Genomic DNA, 17,144 nt, shown 5'->3' with positions numbered 1-17,144 from the left:
CATCGTGCTGACGACTTGGTATTTTAATAATTCCCCCTGTCTATGTTACCGATCACATTGAGGAAACCATGCTCGTCAGACGTTCACTATTATTCGCACAGACATGTCTCGCCCTGAGTTGTGCCATGTTAGCTGGTGTAGCCGCGGCCCAAGCCAACAAAGAGCCCGTGAAAAATCTTTCGGTGGTGGAAGTTGAGTACAAGTCTGCACTTAGTGACTTCCGCCCCTACAACGACCAGGCCATTCAGTCCTGGGTCAAAGCCAACAACTTGGTAGGTCGTATTGGAGGCTGGCGCAGCTATGCCAAGGAGGTCGCGACAGGTGAGGCCCTAAAGGATGCCTCTGAAGTGCCTGATACGCAATCTAGTCATCATGGGGGAGTCAAGCCATGAAGCGCATCCCAAGCACCTCGCTAGGGAAACTGGCGCTATCCGCGATCGCCTTGGCCACGCTTGCCGGTTGCGCCACTGTTAGCCTCGAACAAAACGTTGCCCGGGTGAACGAGGAGGCCAAGAGTTTTGCCGAAGGGCAGATTTCTCTCGCGCGGACTGCCGATGAGCGCGAACAGCGTGCGCAGGCGGCCCAGAAGCTGCTTCAAAACATTCTGGGTCAGCGCGAGGCGGTCCAGCTGGCGCTCGTCAACAGCCCATCGCTCCAGGCGCTGCTGGCTCAAGGTTGGGCGGAGTCCGCAGATGCGGCACAGGTGGGCAGAATTGCAAACCCGGTCTTCTCCCTGGAACGCATGGTGGCCGGTGATGCGCTGGAGTTAAACCGTGCGCTTTCCTTTGGTCTGCTCGATATTCTGACCCTCCCTAGTCGCCAGGGAATCGCCAACCGTCGCATCGAAGTGGCCCATCTGCGACTGTCGAGTGATGTGGTCGACCAGGTCACCCGCGTGCGCCAGGCATGGGTCCGCGCCGTGGCTGCCCAACAGACGCTTCAGTATGCCAAGCAGGTGTATGAAAGCGCTGCAGCGAGTGCCGAACTGGCTCGCAGGATGCAGGCCATAGGCAACTTCAATCGCCTCACACGGGCTCGTGAGCAGGCCTTCTATGCGGACGCAGGGACCCGATTGGCAACAGCAACTCACCAAGTAACTGCTGCCCGCGAAGAGTTCGTACGCGTACTCGGTCTGGATGCCCAACAGGCCCAGATGCTCAAACTGCCGGACCGCTTGCCTGAACTACCCAAACAGGCGCTCGATCCGCAGGGCGTTGCGACGTTTGCTACGCGTAACCGCCTCGACATCCGTCTTGCCCAAAGCACACTGGATGCTTCCGCCAGAGCCCAGGGTTTGAACATGGTCACCAGCATCACCGACATTGAACTGAGGGCCATGCGCAACACCAGCACGAACAGCGTGGCGGGTGAGCGCAGCGTAGCGCGAGGGTATGAAATCGCGGTACGCCTGCCCATCTTTGATTGGGGGGGCATGCAGCGCGATGCCATGAACGCACGCACCTTGGCCGCAGCCAATCAGCTTGAGGCGACCGTCCGCTCGGCGGGTTCAAGCTTGCGAGAAAGCTACTCATCCTATCGCACGGCTTATGACATTGCACGGCACAACCGGGACGAGGTGATACCGCTTCGTAAGGTGATCTCAGAAGAGAACCAACTGCGCTACAACGGAATGATCATCGGCATCTTCGAGTTGCTGGCGGACTCACGTGATCAGGTCTCTACGGTCATGGCTGCGATCGGAGCCGAGCAGCAGTTTTGGCTAGCGGATGCCGCGCTACAAGCCTCACTGGTCGGGCGACCGATGAACACTCCGCTGGCAGCCATGCCCAGTGCGCCAGCCGGTGGCGCTGCGCCTCATTGAATGAAAGATACAACGATGACTTCCAGAAGAGACTTTTTTAAGTACGCCGGGATTGCTGGTGGTGCCGTGGCCGCCAGCGCGGTCAGCCGCGTGGCGATGGCCGCTCTGCCTGAGCCTGTAATACAGACCAGCCCTAACACCATGGCGCCGCTTGTCCCCAACAGCGGACGCGCCTACAACCCGGTGGTGACGCTGAATGGATGGACTTTGCCATGGCGCATGAATCAAGGCGTCAAGGAATTTCACCTGGTCGCCGAACCAGTAGTGCGGGAAATGGCCCCTGGCTTTAAAGCCCATCTCTGGGGCTACAACGGCCAGAGCCCGGGGCCCACGATTGAAGTGGTCGAGGGCGATCGCGTACGGATCTTCGTGACCAACAAGCTGCCAGAGCATACCTCCATTCACTGGCACGGGCAGCGCCTGCCCAACGGCATGGACGGTGTGGCCGGACTGAACCAGCCGGCTATTCCCTCCGGCAAGACGTTTGTTTACGAGTTCGTCGCGCGCCGGCCTGGCACCTTCATGTACCACCCGCATGCTGATGAGATGACACAGATGGCCATGGGCATGATGGGCTTTTGGGTGACCCATCCTAAGGTCAAGAATGATCTGATTGATGAGGTCCAGCGAGACTTCTGCTTCCTACTCAACGCCTATGACATCGATCCGGGCAGCTACACCCCCAAGATCATGACAATGCTGGACTTCAACCTGTGGAGCTGGAATAGCCGGATATTTCCAGGCATTGACAGCCTCAATGTTCGCCTGAACGACAAGGTGCGTATTCGCATTGGCAATCTGACGATGACGAACCACCCCATACATTTGCACGGCCATGAGTTCCTCGTCACTGGTACGGACGGTGGCCCGACACCCAAGAGCACCCGCTGGCATGAAGTGACGACCGATGTGGCCGTCGGTCAGATGCGACAGATCGAGTTTCTGGCAGATGAGGAAGGGGACTGGGCCTTCCACTGTCACAAAAGCCATCACACCATGAACGCCATGGGTCATAACGTTCCGACATTGATTGGTGTGGATCACCGTGGCATCGCCAAGAAGATCAATAACCTGATTCCAGACTACATGGTCATGGGTGAGCGTGGTATGGCCGACATGACTGAGATGGAAATGCCCATCCCTGACAACACCGCTGCGATGATGACTGGCCAAGGCCCCTTCGGATCGGTCGAAATGGGTGGCATGTTCAGCGTTCTGAAGGTCCGCCGTAATCAAAAGCCGGGGGACTACAAGGACCCGGGTTGGTACAAGCATCCCGAAGGCACGGTAGCCCATGAGTACACCGGGCCGTTGACTGAACCAGCGCGCTTCAAGGCGGAGGGTGGGCAGTCCATGCCTCGCGCCCAGATGCCCGCCAAAACGACCGAAGTCAAGGTGCGCAAGCCCTCATCACATAGCAATCACTGAATTTTTTTTCCGGAGTTAACGAATGAAACCCAAGTACATCACTTCTCGCCAAATCTTTGTTTTGGTTGCTCTGACCCTGTCAGCGTCGGCTTTTGCGGCTGGAAAGCACGCCGGTGGGCATGGCCATGCTGACGAGGAAACCGCAATTGGCAAACCAGGTGTTGCCTCCAAGGTAACGCAGACCATCAATGTCGATATGACGGATAACATGCGTTACACACCCTCATCTATTCAGGTCAAGCAAGGAGAGACGGTCCGCTTTGTTGTCAAGAATCAAGGAAAGGTCAAGCACGAATTGAGTCTGGGCACCCAGAAGGAATTGCTCGAGCATCTGGAGCAGATGAAAAAATTCCCAGATATGGAACATGACGAACCTGGCAAAGTGACACTATCTCCAGGACAGCAAGGCGAAATTGTTTGGCAATTCACGAAGACTGGAACCGTAAATTTTGCCTGCTTGATGCCAGGCCACTACGAAGCTGGGATGAAGGGCGCGATCAAGGTTGGCAAGAAGTAATTTCATTACAGGAAAGGGCTGCTGAAATGACTGACAAAAACAGTTCAAAAAATTCAACGAGGCGGTTGCTATTGTTGGGAATAGCTTCAATGTGCTCGTCCTCAATTGCTATTGCAGCCAGCCCAAACGCTATAGCTATACAAGTCTGGAAAGACCCTAACTGTGGCTGTTGCAAAGACTGGATTATTCATTTAGAAAAGAATAATTTTTCTTTGAAAGTAAACGATCAAGGTAATAACGCAGCGCGGGCTCGACTGGGTATGCCTCAAAAGTTCGCTTCATGTCATACAGCTCTGGTCGGTGGATATGTGATTGAGGGGCATGTGCCAGCCGAAGACATTCAACGTTTACTCAAAGAAAAACCACAAGCGTTAGGTCTTGCCGTTCCGGGGATGCCTATCGGATCTCCTGGAATGGACGGTCCTGTCTACGGCGCAAGGCGTGACGCGTATCAAGTCTTGCTAATCCAAAAAGACGGATCATCAAAAGTTTTTAACTCTTACTCATGAGGAAAATATGAAAAATATTCAAACCAAAATTGCAACTTTACTATTGACCATTGGTGCGGCTCTTCCCTTAAGCAGTTTTTCCCAAGCTGTCATGGATCACAGCAAGATGAACATGTCTCAAATGACGCCGTCTTTAACCGACGGAGAGGTCAAGAAAATTGATCTCGAAACTGGCAAGGTCACGATCAAACACGGCGAAATCAAACATATGGATATGCCGGGAATGACAATGGTATTTACTGCTAAAGATAAGAGTTTATTGACCAGCATCAAGCCAGGCGAAAAAATTAAGTTTATGGTGATCAATGAAGGTGGCAAGATGATCGTCACTGACATCCAGCTAGTTCAGTAAGAAAACGTCGCTGCATCGAAAATGTGCAGGGCTCCCTGTTCATTGGGCGTCATAGCCTGTTGTGCAAATTGGCCCATGCATCAATGGATCCTATCCGTCAGCACTGGATAGGATGTGTGGTAGCGGTCATTGGCCTATGACCGAACTGACCGGCTGCCGAGCCTGATGGTTAAAGATCGACCGACCGCTACTGGCAGAAAGCCCACAAATGACTGCGGGACACGACCGGCAGCAACCGCTACAAACAAGTCAACGTCTTAAAAGATGTGACCGGCTGCAATGGGTCGGAAGCTGACTGACAAAATTTGTGTTGCGAAATAGGAATTTGACATTAAATGCGGGGGGGTACCGTTCAACCCATGAAAGAGTCAGTGTCAAAGCCATTGATCTCATTGACTGTCCACTGACAGTAATTTTGGAAACCACACACGCAGAATCACGTTTAACAATGGCTGAGACACAACGCGGCAAGCCAATCTGGGATACGTGTGTTGACCGGGCTGGGCCTGTCAAGCTCTTGAAACGAGCCGACTGTGGTCAGACTGCTGTTGGTTGGGTGGGAGCAACGACCCTTGAAGAAAGACGGCGGTAATGGGGGCCTCGCTGGTTGAAAACCAGGTTGACCAAGGTGGGTCCAGAGAAAAACCATTGACCAGATGCCCAAGTTTCAGATGTCGGTTTGATTTGATGTGCGACCAAGGGGTCATCGATTGATCTCACGGGAGAAGATGACCACTTCCATTCGCCATTCAGGGGATGGGTAGATCCAGTGTTTGCACTTGAGATCAATTTCATGAAATAGATCGAGTGCGATAGGCGCAATCTCTGGCAACACCTTCACCCAAGACTGGCAATGGTGGTAAGCGTTGAGGGCCAATTCTCGTAACTCTTGAGAGGAAATCAGTTCTGATTTCTTGACAAGCAAGATGAGCGCAACCAACGCTTCAAATGTCCCGATTTCTGCCAACCGATAGGCCGTTTCTTCATCAAATTTCTGGAAACGATCTGGTTGCGGGATGGCCTGAAGCATTGGAGGTGCTGAAACCATCAGGAGATCCGTGATAGCAGGGGCTAATGCTTTCAGCTGATCGTCAATCCATCTCTGATTGAGCTGATCCCCACGCAACACAGCCCAAATAGGCGAATCAAAGTAGGACGCAGTACCGGGATAGTTTTGATCGGCAATATCAACTGAATATGGCTTGCCGACCATTCTTTGCGGGACACGTAAACCCGTTTGATAGCCATCCCATTTACGCGGGCGTACCACCCCTGCCTCTTTGTGTTTGACGATGGACGGCTCTATTGCCAACTCAATGGCGTAGGCACTTGGCAAACCCGACCTGGCTTTGACGGCATAAAACCAGACCTTCGTGCGCAAGACATCAATCGGATTTCGCTTGGTGCGACCCGGCTTTGGCGGTTGCAAAAAGGTGGGCATGGTCATGGTGTACAGAAACTCCGATTATCCGTTCGGGTTCCACAATTGCTAACTTTCGGAAACACTGCGTGACAACCGTAGAGAGACCCGAACAAATGACCACGAGTTCATGCGAGCCAGGCACCTTGGCAGAAAAATTGAAAACAGAAATGGAGCAAACCCATGGCCCACTGCTGGGAGGCCTGCGGTTGGCCAACGCTCTGGGACACGCCAGTGTGGCGGGGCTAAGACAAGCCAGATACCGTGGTCAAGTCGCCGTAACGCTGTTCACGTTGCCACATCGACGAGGTTTTTATGCACTCACCAGAGATGTCGCCCACTGGCTTGCGCAGGCACGAATCACGTCTAGCGCTGAATAAAACAAGGAGGGAAAAACCAGAACGACGCTAAATCTAGCCACCCAGAAACGCAAAAGCCCGAGGCGGACACCTCGGGCCTAGCGTCCGACCGAAGCCGAATCAAGTAGTACCTTGTGGGTTGGAGTATCGGTCGAGCATCCCCTCATGTCAAGTGGGCGGGAGTGGGTTAACTCACCCCGAGTGCATGCCTCCTGCACTCGTTTGACCAAAGGAGCAGTCCATGAGGCTACCCGTTCATTTGCAGCGTGACATTGCACGCCAGCACTTTTATGACCCGACGTTGGCTCACCGAGCAATTTCAAGAACAACTGGGACGCACCACGACACGATCCGAAAATTTCGACAGCAAGTGGATGCCTCTGGCTTGAGTTGGCAAGAGCTTTCGCCGTTAGATGATGATGCCTGGCGGGCAGCACTTGGAACCCAAGATCGGTCTGTTGCGCAACTCAAGACGCATCCAGATTGTGAATGGATTCATACCGAAATGCGGCGACCCGACGCAACTCTAGAGCGTCTTTGGCGAGAGTGGCGCGAGACCACCCCTGACGGGGTGGGCTACTCACAATTTGCCATGCTCTATAGCGCTTGGACAAAAAATCAGCATGTGGTGATGCGACGCACGCACCGACCAGGTGAAAAGCTGTTTGTGGATTTTGCGGGCCGGACCGTTGAAATCCGAGATCAAAACGGTGGCCCATCGACCTTTGCTCAAATCTTTGTGGCTGTGCTTGGGTACTCAAACTACACGTACATCGAAGCCACGGCAAGTCAGACCACCAAAGACTGGCTGAAATGTCACGCCAATTGTTTCGAGGCTCTGGGTGGTGTGCCAGAGTGGGTCGTCAGCGACAACCTTAAAGCGGCCGTTTGGCGGCGTGAACGGGATCGAACGGTGATCAACCCAGCCTACAGAGATTGCCTCAGCCATTACGACACGGCACCTCTACCAACGGGAGCACGAAAGCCCAAACACAAAGCCAAGGCTGAAGTGGGCGTGCAAATCGCTCAACGATGGGCTTTGTTTTCACTTCGTGATCGCATTTTCTTCAGCCTTGCCGAGTTGAATGCAGAACTCCGTATCAAGGCCGAAGAAATGAATCGCCATCCATTTAAACGGCTACCAGGCTGTCGATTGGATCGCTTTCTGGAAACAGAAAAAGCGAGCCTCAAGCCATTGCCTGGAACGGCATTTGAATTGAGTGATTGGCGATATAGCGTCAGGGTACAAGATGACTATCACGTCGAACATCAAAGACGCTTCTATTCAGTGCCTCACACGCTAGCACGAGAAAGCGTGGACCTCAGGTTTACATCCACTGTGATTGAAATCTTCCACCGAGGTCGAAGGGTTGCCCTTCACCCTTTAATTGAGACACAAGGAGATGCCAGCACGATACCAGAGCATCGGCCCGTCATTCACAGCCGAGTGCTTGATGCCGAACCTCGGGCATTGTTGGCATGGGCGATGAATGTCGGCGGCAATGTGGAGTTGATGATTCGGCATCAACTTGAAAACCGAAGCGACATCACAAACGGCGTCAAAGCTGCACGACGAATGCGTGACCTCGCAAGGGACTACGGTGAGGCCCGATTTGAAGAGGTCTGCGCCTACGCGATGCCATTGAATATCACCTCACTTCGCAGCATCACATCCATCCTCAAAGAGGATGCAGACAAACGTTTTTCTATCACTCAAGCACCAAAAGTCAAAGTCATTGGTGAATTGCGTGGTCCTAGTTATTTTGGAGAATCAGCATGAGCAGCACGCAACAAACCATCACTCGCCTTCGAGAGCTCAAGCTCGTTCCAATGGCCGATGCTTACGACATGCAGCTTCAGCAACCCAAATTGCATGATGTCAGTTTTGATGATCGCTTTGCAATGCTTGTTGATCACGAGGCATCCGAGCGTGAGGCCCGAAAGTTGAAGCGTTTGATCCGAGGCGCAGGGATGCCTGAATTGGCTTCATTTGAGGATGTGGAATACAAGGTAAACCGTGGACTAGACAAGGCACAGTTGGCATCTTTGGCAAGCTGTGATTGGATAAGGCGTCAGCAAAATTTGATCATCCAAGGCGCTACGGGTGTTGGTAAGACGTGGCTTGCGTGTGCATTTGGCCAGCAGGCGTGCAGGCTGAAAATGCCAGTCCTTTTCTATCGCGCCAGTGATCTTTACGGATCAATCACAGAGTCATTGCTTGATGGCTCATTGCCCGCTCTGAAGCTGTCATTGAGCAAACCAAGTTTGTTGATACTTGACGATCTGGGTTTGGGTGAGATGAATCAACATGCGTCGCAGTTCTTGCTTGATGTGATTGATCGTCGAATGCGCACAGGCTCATTGCTCATCACAACGCAGTACCCAACCGATCAATGGCATGGGTTTTTTCCTGATCCCACGCTGGCTGATGCGATATTGGATCGCGTGGTGCATCAATCGCATCGGTTATCCCTGAAGGGGGAGTCCATGCGAAAAACAATGGCTCGAAAAAAAATGCAATCCAGCTGATAGTCTGAGTAGTCAGATTGACCATGTCAGTCTGACTACTATCCTGGTCAAATCGCCATACTTTTTTCTTTGGTCAACTTGCTGGACTGAGTGGTCAGCTTTGACTGGAAGTGATGGTCACGAGGGATTGGAGCGGATGGTCAATAGGTTCTGGAATACGCAGATGGTGGCGCAGCGATGGAGACTGTTCCAAACTCCATGATTCGCCTGCGATTAAAAGAGGGGACTCATCAAATCACCTTCAATGTTGGAGGCAAGACCTTTGATCGAACAATTTCAGGTACGAAGGGAGAAGTTCAGTTACTAGGGATTACGGGTACCGATTGGATCTGGGGCAACTCTTCACATTGGTGGACAGATGACTCAGTTGATCAACTCAAACGGCGCGCACTGCGTTCCCGTTTGATCAAAGACATCACTTTGCTTTGATGTTCTGGGGCCCCCGCCATGACTGGTTGTCATTGGCGGTGGGAGTGGCAGTGACGTTCATGGCGCAAACACTCAACACGCTTGGTTTGGTGTCATGAATGCGAATGTGGATGGTGAACGTCCGGGAAATGAGCATGCTCGTGTTTGATTTTTGCATGCTTGTGAGCATGTGAATGAGGCTCAACACCATCCCATTCAAAGTCATGAACATGAAGGTGGTGTTCGTCATGACGGTGAGCGTGCCCATGAAAAAGTTCTACGTGGGTATGTTCATGCGCATGACGTTCGGTCAGATGCAACCAAACACCAACCGACATCAAACCCATTGCCATCCAAAAGGCCATGCTGGTGGCTTCACCAAAAACAGCAATCGCGATGGTAGCGCCTACAAATGGTGCTGTTGAAAAATAAGCACCGGTTCTCGCAGTACCCAGTTCGCGAAGTGCCAGCACAAACAACACCAAGCTCAGGCCATATCCGAAGAATCCAATCAGCAACGCCGACGAGAGCATCGGCAAAGCGGGCCAACTTGCACCGAGCGCTAACCCCAGCACCGTATTGACGCATCCCGCGACCAAGCCTTTGCTCCCCGCTATGAACAAGGCATCTGAGGCTGAAACTTTGCGCGTTAAGTTATTGTCAATGGCCCAAGCAAGGCAAGCTCCGGCCAATGCAAGCGGTCCGATGCCAGAAGCTATGGTTTCCCCACTGGGCCATGCCAATACGGCTCCACCCAAGACAATCAGCGCCATACCCAAAACGATTCGGCGATCGGTGCTTTCTTTGAACACCAGCCAAGCCAAAGCGGCTGTCAGCACGGATTCCAGATTCAAGAAAAGTGAAGCCGTGGAAGCGCTTGTGTGCGAAAGCCCCACCATCAAAAGCAGTGGCCCCAGAATCCCACCAAAAGCAATCGCGCCGAACAACCAGGGCCACTCTTGGCGCGCAATGCCCGAAGACTTCCAGCCTCGATCACGAATCAGCCGGATCATCGCCAAACCCAAGCCGCTGCCCAAATAAAGTAAGCCCGCTAACATAAAGGGAATGGATGAGTTTGGCCCATCTCCCAGAAGTTGTTTGGCGAAGGGCGTACTGGCTCCAAACAAAAAGGCCGCTCCTAAGGCCGCAAGCGCTGAACGGTGCAGGCTGCTCATCTGCAAGCCTTTCGACACATGCAATAAACAAAATGTTGGTCGGTACCAACGAGAGTGTGATGCATTTACTCTTAGTCTTTAAGTAAAAAATGCCTCAGCAAATTTGGCAGGCGATGTAGCTGACATCCTATCGCATACCAAGGGACAGCAGGGTCACAACCTGTGGAACAAGGAGAAAGCGCAACTTTGTCCCGGTGGTGTTTGTGAAATACCTCCCAATCAAATTCCCAAGATGTCCATGTCGCGAGTAGCAATCGTGCTGGTTTTTTTCGCAGCTGTGTTCACTATTTCCCAACGGATCTAAAGCACAGCGCCTGAGAGGGTAAGTGACTTACGTCCTGAGACACCCGCAAAACAGGCTGTAAGCATTGGTCCAGCAGAAGTTGAGCTGTGTAGGGTGCCCGACTTTGCAAAAGCGATGTGGCACGAGGAAAATTGGAAATTGCACAATAACTGCAAGTAATGACCACTTTGGGTCGATGGAGGTTGGTCCGACCAGGTTGCACAAACGCCTGCAATCAGCCTGAAGCTCAGGTTGATGCAATATTCTTATCGTCCGCTTATGGCCTCTACCTCACCCTCAAGGCAGTGATAGGTGACCGGGTCTGAATTGGCCATATTTCAACGAAATCATTTCGCTATGAGACCAACCCGTTCAACCGAAAGGCTTCGATACGACGATCTGATGCGCAAAATCCATGCCGATCAATTTCACGTTCACATAAATATTTATATTGATCAAAACTCCTACATACCGGACTCGAAATAGCCTTCAAAGGGTGAGCAAAATTATGCTCATCGTTGGAGAGCGAGAGGTTGTTCATCTTGCAAAATTGAGCAAATTGCAGGCGCATAAAACCGAACAGGTCGCACGTGCGGACTGAAAAGACTTGAATTTTGTAGTCAACCAACCGTAGGTAAAAGTACCCTCCTGAGTAGACCAGGATTGATTTGATTCGTCGTCTGGGAGCGATGGACACATGGTGGATTTTCCAACCATCACAGAGTTCAACACTTGGCGCTGTGTGCCAACCATCACGCTCGGACCAAGTCAAACAAAGACCTGACCCACACTTTTCTTTCATCGCTTGGGCAAGGTTGTCATGATCCAAAACTCTTTGTGATTTGCTTCGTCCGATTTTTCGTGTCAGCGCCAAGGGTTCATCCACAAAGCTTGTGAATTCCAGACTTCGTGCAGTAGGCCGGGTCACTGTGATCTGGAAAAGGTTTAACTGACGAATTTCATCGGTTGACCAAGTGCATCGTCCCTGTTTGATCTTGTATTCAACAAATCGCTCTGCTTCTTTCCAAACTGCCAGGCAGTAAAGGCCAAAGACGTGACTTCGGACCCATAATGAATTCTCTGCTTTTGACGCCCTCTGAAGGTACTGCTCAAATCCAACGGACGCCTCGCCCAAGAACTCTGAAAATTTGCATCTGTACCACCCTACTTCTGGGGGGAATTTATTACGCTCATCCCAGCGCCTTATGTCCACCGTCGGCTCAACGGTTCTGGCCCAAATCAGCTCTATGAATGCAAGACGGGCTTGCCGGTTGGATCGCAGCAGTGCCGCAATCGCCTCTGGCGTTATGCACTTTCTGAATTGCCACACCCAATAATCAGATCGCGGAACCACGTGCCGACGCAAATACCGCGCTACAGATTTGTAGACATCTGTTGGTACAAAACTCATTCTCCAAAAATCAGTGTGACCACCCTGCTCGACTCCCAGCCGAGGTTTATTTGGTAGCTCTCGAAATTCAATACTCTTAGTTCTGTAGGCGTAACGGTAATTAGGTGTTTCATATTTGATCAATGCATTCGGATATGCGATAGCTTGGATTTCACACAATTCTTTGAGTCGAATGAGCCATTCTTCCTCGTGCAAAGCATCAAATTTTCTGTTCATGTACGAGGCCACATAAATGGCGCTCAACGATGTCAACCAATCGGCAAGCGGCTTGAGTTTTTCGGTGTCGATCAAACGATGATCGTTTCCGTGCAAGCGCGCTGGATCGAAATACTTCAGGCTTGAACATTGGCAAGTATTTGGATAGGCAAGAGACATGGCATCAACACGCTCTCCATCGTTCTTCATGCACGAACATTCGACGTGCAGAGGCTCCTCGTGGATCGGGCACTGAGTAAGCAATTTCAGTGAAAAGAGCCTGGTGTGATATCCCAACTCCAAGCACTTTGGGCAGTAGCCGTTTTGGGGTGTGAACAAGAATTGCCAGCAGTATGGAATGAATCGATGATCACAAAATGAAAACAATTGAACTGGCTCACCCATCAATCGAGCCAAAACTCGAAGATCAACATTTTGAACCGAACGGCTTTGACTCTGCGCACGTTTCGCCCTGGGTGAAAAATCTTCACTCAGTGGAAAGTCAGAAATTCTGAGTTTGTTCAAGTGGGCCAGTTTTCTCAATGTCAGCCAAAGTGACGTGTAGGGCAACAGCGTGCCTGGCTTCCATGTCAGAGTTGTCATGCGCTTACCCCTTTGGTGTTCGTCCCCTTGGTGCCCCCGCTGAAATAATCGCCATCAGGGCACCATGGCCAGAATGCTCGACGATTTCACTGATGGATTTTTTTGACAGCACATCAGACACCGCTCGTCCAGACGCCAGCAAAAGGAGAATCCGTCTGCACACCACAGAGATGGTTTTCATTGGAATTTCATGCGGCCCGTCATAGCGATGCGGCAATTGGTTGATGAACTCTTCCCAAAGTGGTGCCGCATAACTGGCAAGGCGAAATCCATTGCTCCAAAGCTCAGGGATGATGCTGGCAGTAAAAGAAATGCCCGATCCAACAGGCCATTCAGAGCCTTCGTCATACCCGGACATCACGTACCCCAATTGCGCCTCATCGCAAATGCCATGAAACCTGGCAGCGGTAAGCAAGAACCTCGCAGCGACATGTGCACCGCCAGCCATGGCGAGATTGATCGGGTCATCCCGAAATTGAACAGAAGCGATGGAAATCACACACAACCGAATCCTCTTTTTCTCCAGCATGCTGTGCAGCTCGACAAGCCACAACCACTCGCGCATCGTCATGCCTTGTGCTTCGTCAATCACAAGTACAACAAAACGTCCGCCCGCCTGTGCTGACAATTGTTCAAAACGGTCCACGAGCATTCCCAAGCGTTCCGTTGGGCTACGGGTTGATCTGGCCAACCGATGCTTGGCTGCTTCCAGCAAATTTGCATAAAACCGCCCGGATGCGCTGGCACCGCCCGATTCGGTATGACTCCAGATCACCATCGGTATGAATCCTCCATACCTGGCAGCAAGCAAGCCTTCGAGCCAGTTATCCACAGCGCTAGATTTACCCAGTCGAGAGGCCCCATAAATGGTGGCACCATCAAATTGATCGTCCAGCCATCGTCCGATGGTGCTCACCATTTTTTCAATGGCGGGGGTGAACAACGAGTAATCTCTCGTGACCAGGGGATGGTCTTTGGGGATGTGCTCTGGAACGAGCTGAAAGTCTGAGTTTTCCATCACCAGGTCTTTGCCATGCGCATCTTGGGAAGTGGAGCGCTCTGGCTTGCAGATTTGGGTTTCGGCTCAGGTGGCGGTGAGGTGCCCTTCGTTTTCTTGGATGCTCCGGAGACCTTGGTCAGCTCTTCGGGCATGGCCTGACGGTTGATTTCACCCATGACGTCTGGCACCGAAAAGTTCGGCTCTTTCATTTCATCCAGCGCTTGAGTGCTTGTCATCATGATTCGTCGCGCCTGCAGATAGGCCGGATGAACAGGTAGCTTTTTATTGGCATGTATCTCAGCGTATTCAATTAACGCCTGGACGGGATCCCTATTGCCGGTCAGAAATAACAATCGCTTTGTCGCAAGTGCCCGAATGGCTTGCCGCATGTAAAGGGTGTGGGGTGATCGGTGCCACGGCGGTTGAACATGGACGGTTCCGTAGATCAGACCATTTGAATCGGAGACTGTGGCCCAGCGTGCGTCTGTTTCGTCATCCAGTTGAAGCCATAGTTTTTTACCGAGAAGATCCGGACGTTGAACCAGCCACTCGGAGGTGTATTTGGCGTTCTCAAAGTTGAAATACGGTCTTTTGCCCGTGTATTCGCCGCCAAGCAATGTGCAGACCTTTCTGCTTCCCGCCATTCTTTTAACGAGCTCTGGGTCAGCGTGACGAATGCGATTTTTTGTTTTGGAAGACAAGAAGTCCATTTGAGCTAGAGGACTGCGATAGCCCAGACCTGTATGTGGCGTGGCGTTGTAGTTCGCGATGGTGACATCCAGCAACTCCTCAGCATAGTCAAGTTGGAACTGGACCTCCGCAGCAATTTTTTCTGGATCTCGTCCTTTCTTATCTTCGTGACTGCTGCCTGTGCTCGGAGAGAGTCGGTGCATGGTGCCAGAGGCCAAAACCCTGAAAAACGACTCAATGAATGGCCGATCATCTTTGCTGCGCCTTGAACTGTAAGACGTAGGGTCTTGGGGTTTGATGACCTTGGCGCCAACAATATGCAGCAATGGCTCCTCGACTCTGGGGCAAACGTTGGCCAATGCGCCATCAACGCTGAACTCATTCCAGCAAGCTGACAAATAGACTTCAGAGTGTGCGGATGGCAAGGCCGCGCCTTCTGCGTACCCATCCTCACAAAACGTCAAGGTTCTTGGGGCCCACTTGGATAAAGCATTTTTGATGGTGATCAGAACGTCGAGCGCACTGCATTCGCGTCGCAAGCTGATGTGATACCCCAGAACTGCACGGGATCTGACGTCAATGATCACGATGATCCAGATGCGGCGGATTTTTCTGGGTTCATAACCGCCGTGAGGAGACGGCACCATGACCACCATTCGGCAGTCCAATTTGTGGGCATCACACTCGACCCGATCAAACAGCTTGAAATCAGGTCGTCGGGTTCCATCGGAGGCTTTGGCTTTTGCAATTGCGTCAGGCCCCCCCATTTTTGACATGGCTAAAAAAGGATGCTCTGCCAAAACCTTCTTAATGTACAGACGAACTGACTCATAGCCGAGCGACTCTGAATTGAATGGCCAGGCTTTCTGATCTTCCAAGCCAGCTTTTCTTAGCTCGTCAATGAACCATCGAAAGATCGTTTGAACATTGATTTTAGGGTGTGCAAGAGAATCGGCGTTATTGAGGATTCGTTTGTGAAAACGATCTTTCAAATCTTTGAACTGTGGACGTTCAAGTAGCCACTTCAACGCGCCGGTTGCTCCAGCCCCATTTTCGTGAACAACAGGTGCAGTTTGACGCTCGTAAGCGGTCACACGGAAATGTGGAAGTGCTCCTCGCCAACCAAAAATATCCCCATCTGAGTGCCTTTGAAGGCATCGGTTTGTGATGATTCGGTAGATATTGGATCGTTTTTCACCCGTTTTCTTCTGCAAAACTGCATCGGTAGCACCCTTGAGATACAGCTCAATGGCTTTTTTTCGGGCTAAAAATTTAGTTTTGCGAGCAGCTGACAAGCTGTTCTCATCCACCATAGGCCAATTGCCAAGGTCAATGCTCTGGCTCGATAGCTCAGAATTCGGAGTTGAGCGATATCCAATTCGTCCCGATAAAGCCATAGAACCTCCTAGTTAAAGGTCTATCCAAGACTCATTAAAAAGGAAGAATCACTTAACGTCAACTTTACTTGGAATTCGTAGCATCAACTTTACTTGGAAAGAGACACCCTCCAGAGGGAAGATCCAGCTGTTCGTAGCATCAAATTTACTTGTGTGAACGTTGAATTCACACCAACAGATCACCAACCGGTTTTGACGGGTTTGCTTGCGGGCACGGATGCCGCAGCAGCTGGCGGCAAAACAGGCACTACCGGTACGGGTACGGCTGCCGGTACTTTGGGTGTTGACGACGTACTGACCGGAGCGGCTTGTGTTGTGGCTTCCAGTGCTGCAGCTGGCACAGCCACACCGATTGGCGCAGGCTCATCTGTCTGAGCCTTGGCAGCTCGCGCAGCCTGGCGCTGCAGGCCCGTCTCAATCAATTCCTTGGCGTTTTGGCGGTTGCCACGCACTGCAAAATCGAGTGCCGTCATGCCCAGCTGGTTTTTGACGTCGAGATCGGCACCCGCCTGGATCAATACCTTGACCGCCTCGGGGCTGCCGTACATCGCAGCCATCATCAAGGGGGTGCTGCCGTTGGGCGATTCGGCGTCGATGTAAGCGCTGTTCTCGAGCAAGAATTCGATCACGGCCACCTGGCCCGCGGATGCAGCGTAATGCAAAGGCGTCCAGCCAGGTTTGTTCACATCGGCGTCGTGTTCAACCAGTTGCTTGACCAAAGGCAAATAGCCCTTGAGTGCGGCCAACATCAGGACGCTTTCATCCTTGTCATTTCGGACCTCGGTTTTCACCTTGGGCCAGCCAACCAACAACTGAGCGACCTTGAGCGAGGGCTCGCGCACGGCGATCATCAACCCTGTCATGCCAGCTGGGTTGACGGTATTCGGGTCAAAACCACGCTGCAGCAAAGTCTGAACAGTTTTGACATCGTCAAACTGGACGGCTTTGAAAAAATCCTCGTAAGAGCCCGCAGAAGAACTCAGGATAATTACCAAAAGTCCAATAAAAACAATGAACTTCTTAAAAAATTGAATGTACTGCATGAA

General features: G+C 51.8%; 15 protein-coding genes. 9 read left to right on the top strand and 6 right to left on the bottom strand.

Features of this window, described 5'->3' with window-relative positions; translation table 11 throughout:
• Positions 1-125 precede the first annotated feature (125 nt).
• Genes B9Z37_RS00270 through B9Z37_RS00245 form a run of 6 tightly spaced genes read left to right on the top strand, consistent with a single transcriptional unit; the run spans position 126 to position 4,628 of the window.
• Positions 126-392, top strand: coding sequence for a hypothetical protein (locus tag B9Z37_RS00270; protein WP_240606580.1), 267 nt, complete (start codon positions 126-128; stop codon positions 390-392).
• Entirely contained in the window at positions 389-1,822 is a 1,434-nt protein-coding gene (locus tag B9Z37_RS00265) for a TolC family protein (protein WP_090142668.1), read from the top strand. Before B9Z37_RS00270 ends, B9Z37_RS00265 begins: the two co-directional genes overlap by 4 nt.
• Before the next feature lie 15 nt (positions 1,823-1,837).
• Complete coding sequence (locus B9Z37_RS00260) at positions 1,838-3,250, top strand: multicopper oxidase family protein (protein WP_089958022.1); 1,413 nt, start codon at positions 1,838-1,840, stop codon at positions 3,248-3,250.
• Between the two features lie 22 nt (positions 3,251-3,272).
• On the top strand, positions 3,273-3,767 hold the full coding sequence (locus B9Z37_RS00255) for a cupredoxin domain-containing protein (RefSeq protein WP_100117898.1): 495 nt from the start codon (positions 3,273-3,275) through the stop codon (positions 3,765-3,767).
• Between the two features lie 26 nt (positions 3,768-3,793).
• Entirely contained in the window at positions 3,794-4,276 is a 483-nt protein-coding gene (locus tag B9Z37_RS00250) for a DUF411 domain-containing protein (protein WP_089957688.1), read from the top strand.
• Between the two features lie 7 nt (positions 4,277-4,283).
• Positions 4,284-4,628: a copper-binding protein gene (locus B9Z37_RS00245; RefSeq protein WP_090142667.1), complete on the top strand. Its 345-nt coding sequence runs from the start codon at positions 4,284-4,286 to the stop codon at positions 4,626-4,628.
• A gap of 703 nt (positions 4,629-5,331) precedes the next feature.
• Here the strand turns inward: B9Z37_RS00245 and B9Z37_RS00240 are convergent.
• On the bottom strand, positions 5,332-6,075 hold the full coding sequence (locus B9Z37_RS00240; protein WP_108311093.1) for a hypothetical protein: 744 nt from the start codon (positions 6,073-6,075) through the stop codon (positions 5,332-5,334).
• 573 nt (positions 6,076-6,648) lie between these two features.
• Between B9Z37_RS00240 and istA the strand changes: the two genes are divergently transcribed.
• From istA to B9Z37_RS14245, 3 genes are all read left to right on the top strand, one after another.
• A complete protein-coding gene (gene istA, locus B9Z37_RS00230) occupies positions 6,649-8,187 on the top strand; it encodes an IS21 family transposase (protein WP_108311092.1) in 1,539 nt (512 codons plus the stop codon).
• Complete coding sequence (gene istB / locus B9Z37_RS00225; RefSeq protein ID WP_108311091.1) at positions 8,184-8,936, top strand: IS21-like element helper ATPase IstB; 753 nt, start codon at positions 8,184-8,186, stop codon at positions 8,934-8,936. Before istA ends, istB begins: the two co-directional genes overlap by 4 nt.
• Positions 8,937-9,134: 198 nt before the next feature.
• Positions 9,135-9,365 carry a hypothetical protein gene (locus B9Z37_RS14245; protein WP_146179675.1) on the top strand — a complete coding sequence of 77 codons (231 nt, stop codon included), beginning with the start codon at positions 9,135-9,137 and terminating at the stop codon, positions 9,363-9,365.
• Between the two features lie 92 nt (positions 9,366-9,457).
• Here the strand turns inward: B9Z37_RS14245 and B9Z37_RS00220 are convergent, their stop codons facing one another.
• The 5 genes from B9Z37_RS00220 to B9Z37_RS00200 all read right to left on the bottom strand — a co-directional run bounded on the left by B9Z37_RS00220 (position 9,458) and on the right by B9Z37_RS00200 (position 17,141).
• Positions 9,458-10,510 (bottom strand): DMT family transporter, encoded by a 1,053-nt coding sequence (locus B9Z37_RS00220; RefSeq protein ID WP_108311823.1) that lies wholly within the window; start codon positions 10,508-10,510, stop codon positions 9,458-9,460.
• 647 nt (positions 10,511-11,157) lie between these two features.
• Positions 11,158-13,011, bottom strand: a complete 1,854-nt coding sequence (locus tag B9Z37_RS14240; RefSeq protein ID WP_146179673.1) for a hypothetical protein — start codon at positions 13,009-13,011, stop codon at positions 11,158-11,160.
• A gap of 4 nt (positions 13,012-13,015) precedes the next feature.
• Positions 13,016-14,029, bottom strand: coding sequence for an ATP-binding protein (locus B9Z37_RS00210; RefSeq protein WP_100120316.1), 1,014 nt, complete (start codon positions 14,027-14,029; stop codon positions 13,016-13,018).
• The gene (locus B9Z37_RS00205) at positions 14,029-16,098 is read right to left on the bottom strand and encodes an integrase core domain-containing protein (protein ID WP_146179672.1); all 2,070 of its coding nucleotides are present in this window, start codon (positions 16,096-16,098) and stop codon (positions 14,029-14,031) included. Before B9Z37_RS00205 ends, B9Z37_RS00210 begins: the two co-directional genes overlap by 1 nt.
• Before the next feature lie 179 nt (positions 16,099-16,277).
• Positions 16,278-17,141, bottom strand: a complete 864-nt coding sequence (locus B9Z37_RS00200) for an ankyrin repeat domain-containing protein (RefSeq protein WP_338066577.1) — start codon at positions 17,139-17,141, stop codon at positions 16,278-16,280.
• Positions 17,142-17,144: the final 3 nt, after the last annotated feature.

This window comes from Limnohabitans parvus II-B4 (assembly GCF_003063455.1).
Classification (GTDB): domain Bacteria; phylum Pseudomonadota; class Gammaproteobacteria; order Burkholderiales; family Burkholderiaceae_C; genus Limnohabitans_A; species Limnohabitans_A parvus.
The sequence above is the reverse complement of the archived record's forward strand: the minus strand, read 5'-3'. Positions and strand labels throughout refer to the sequence as shown.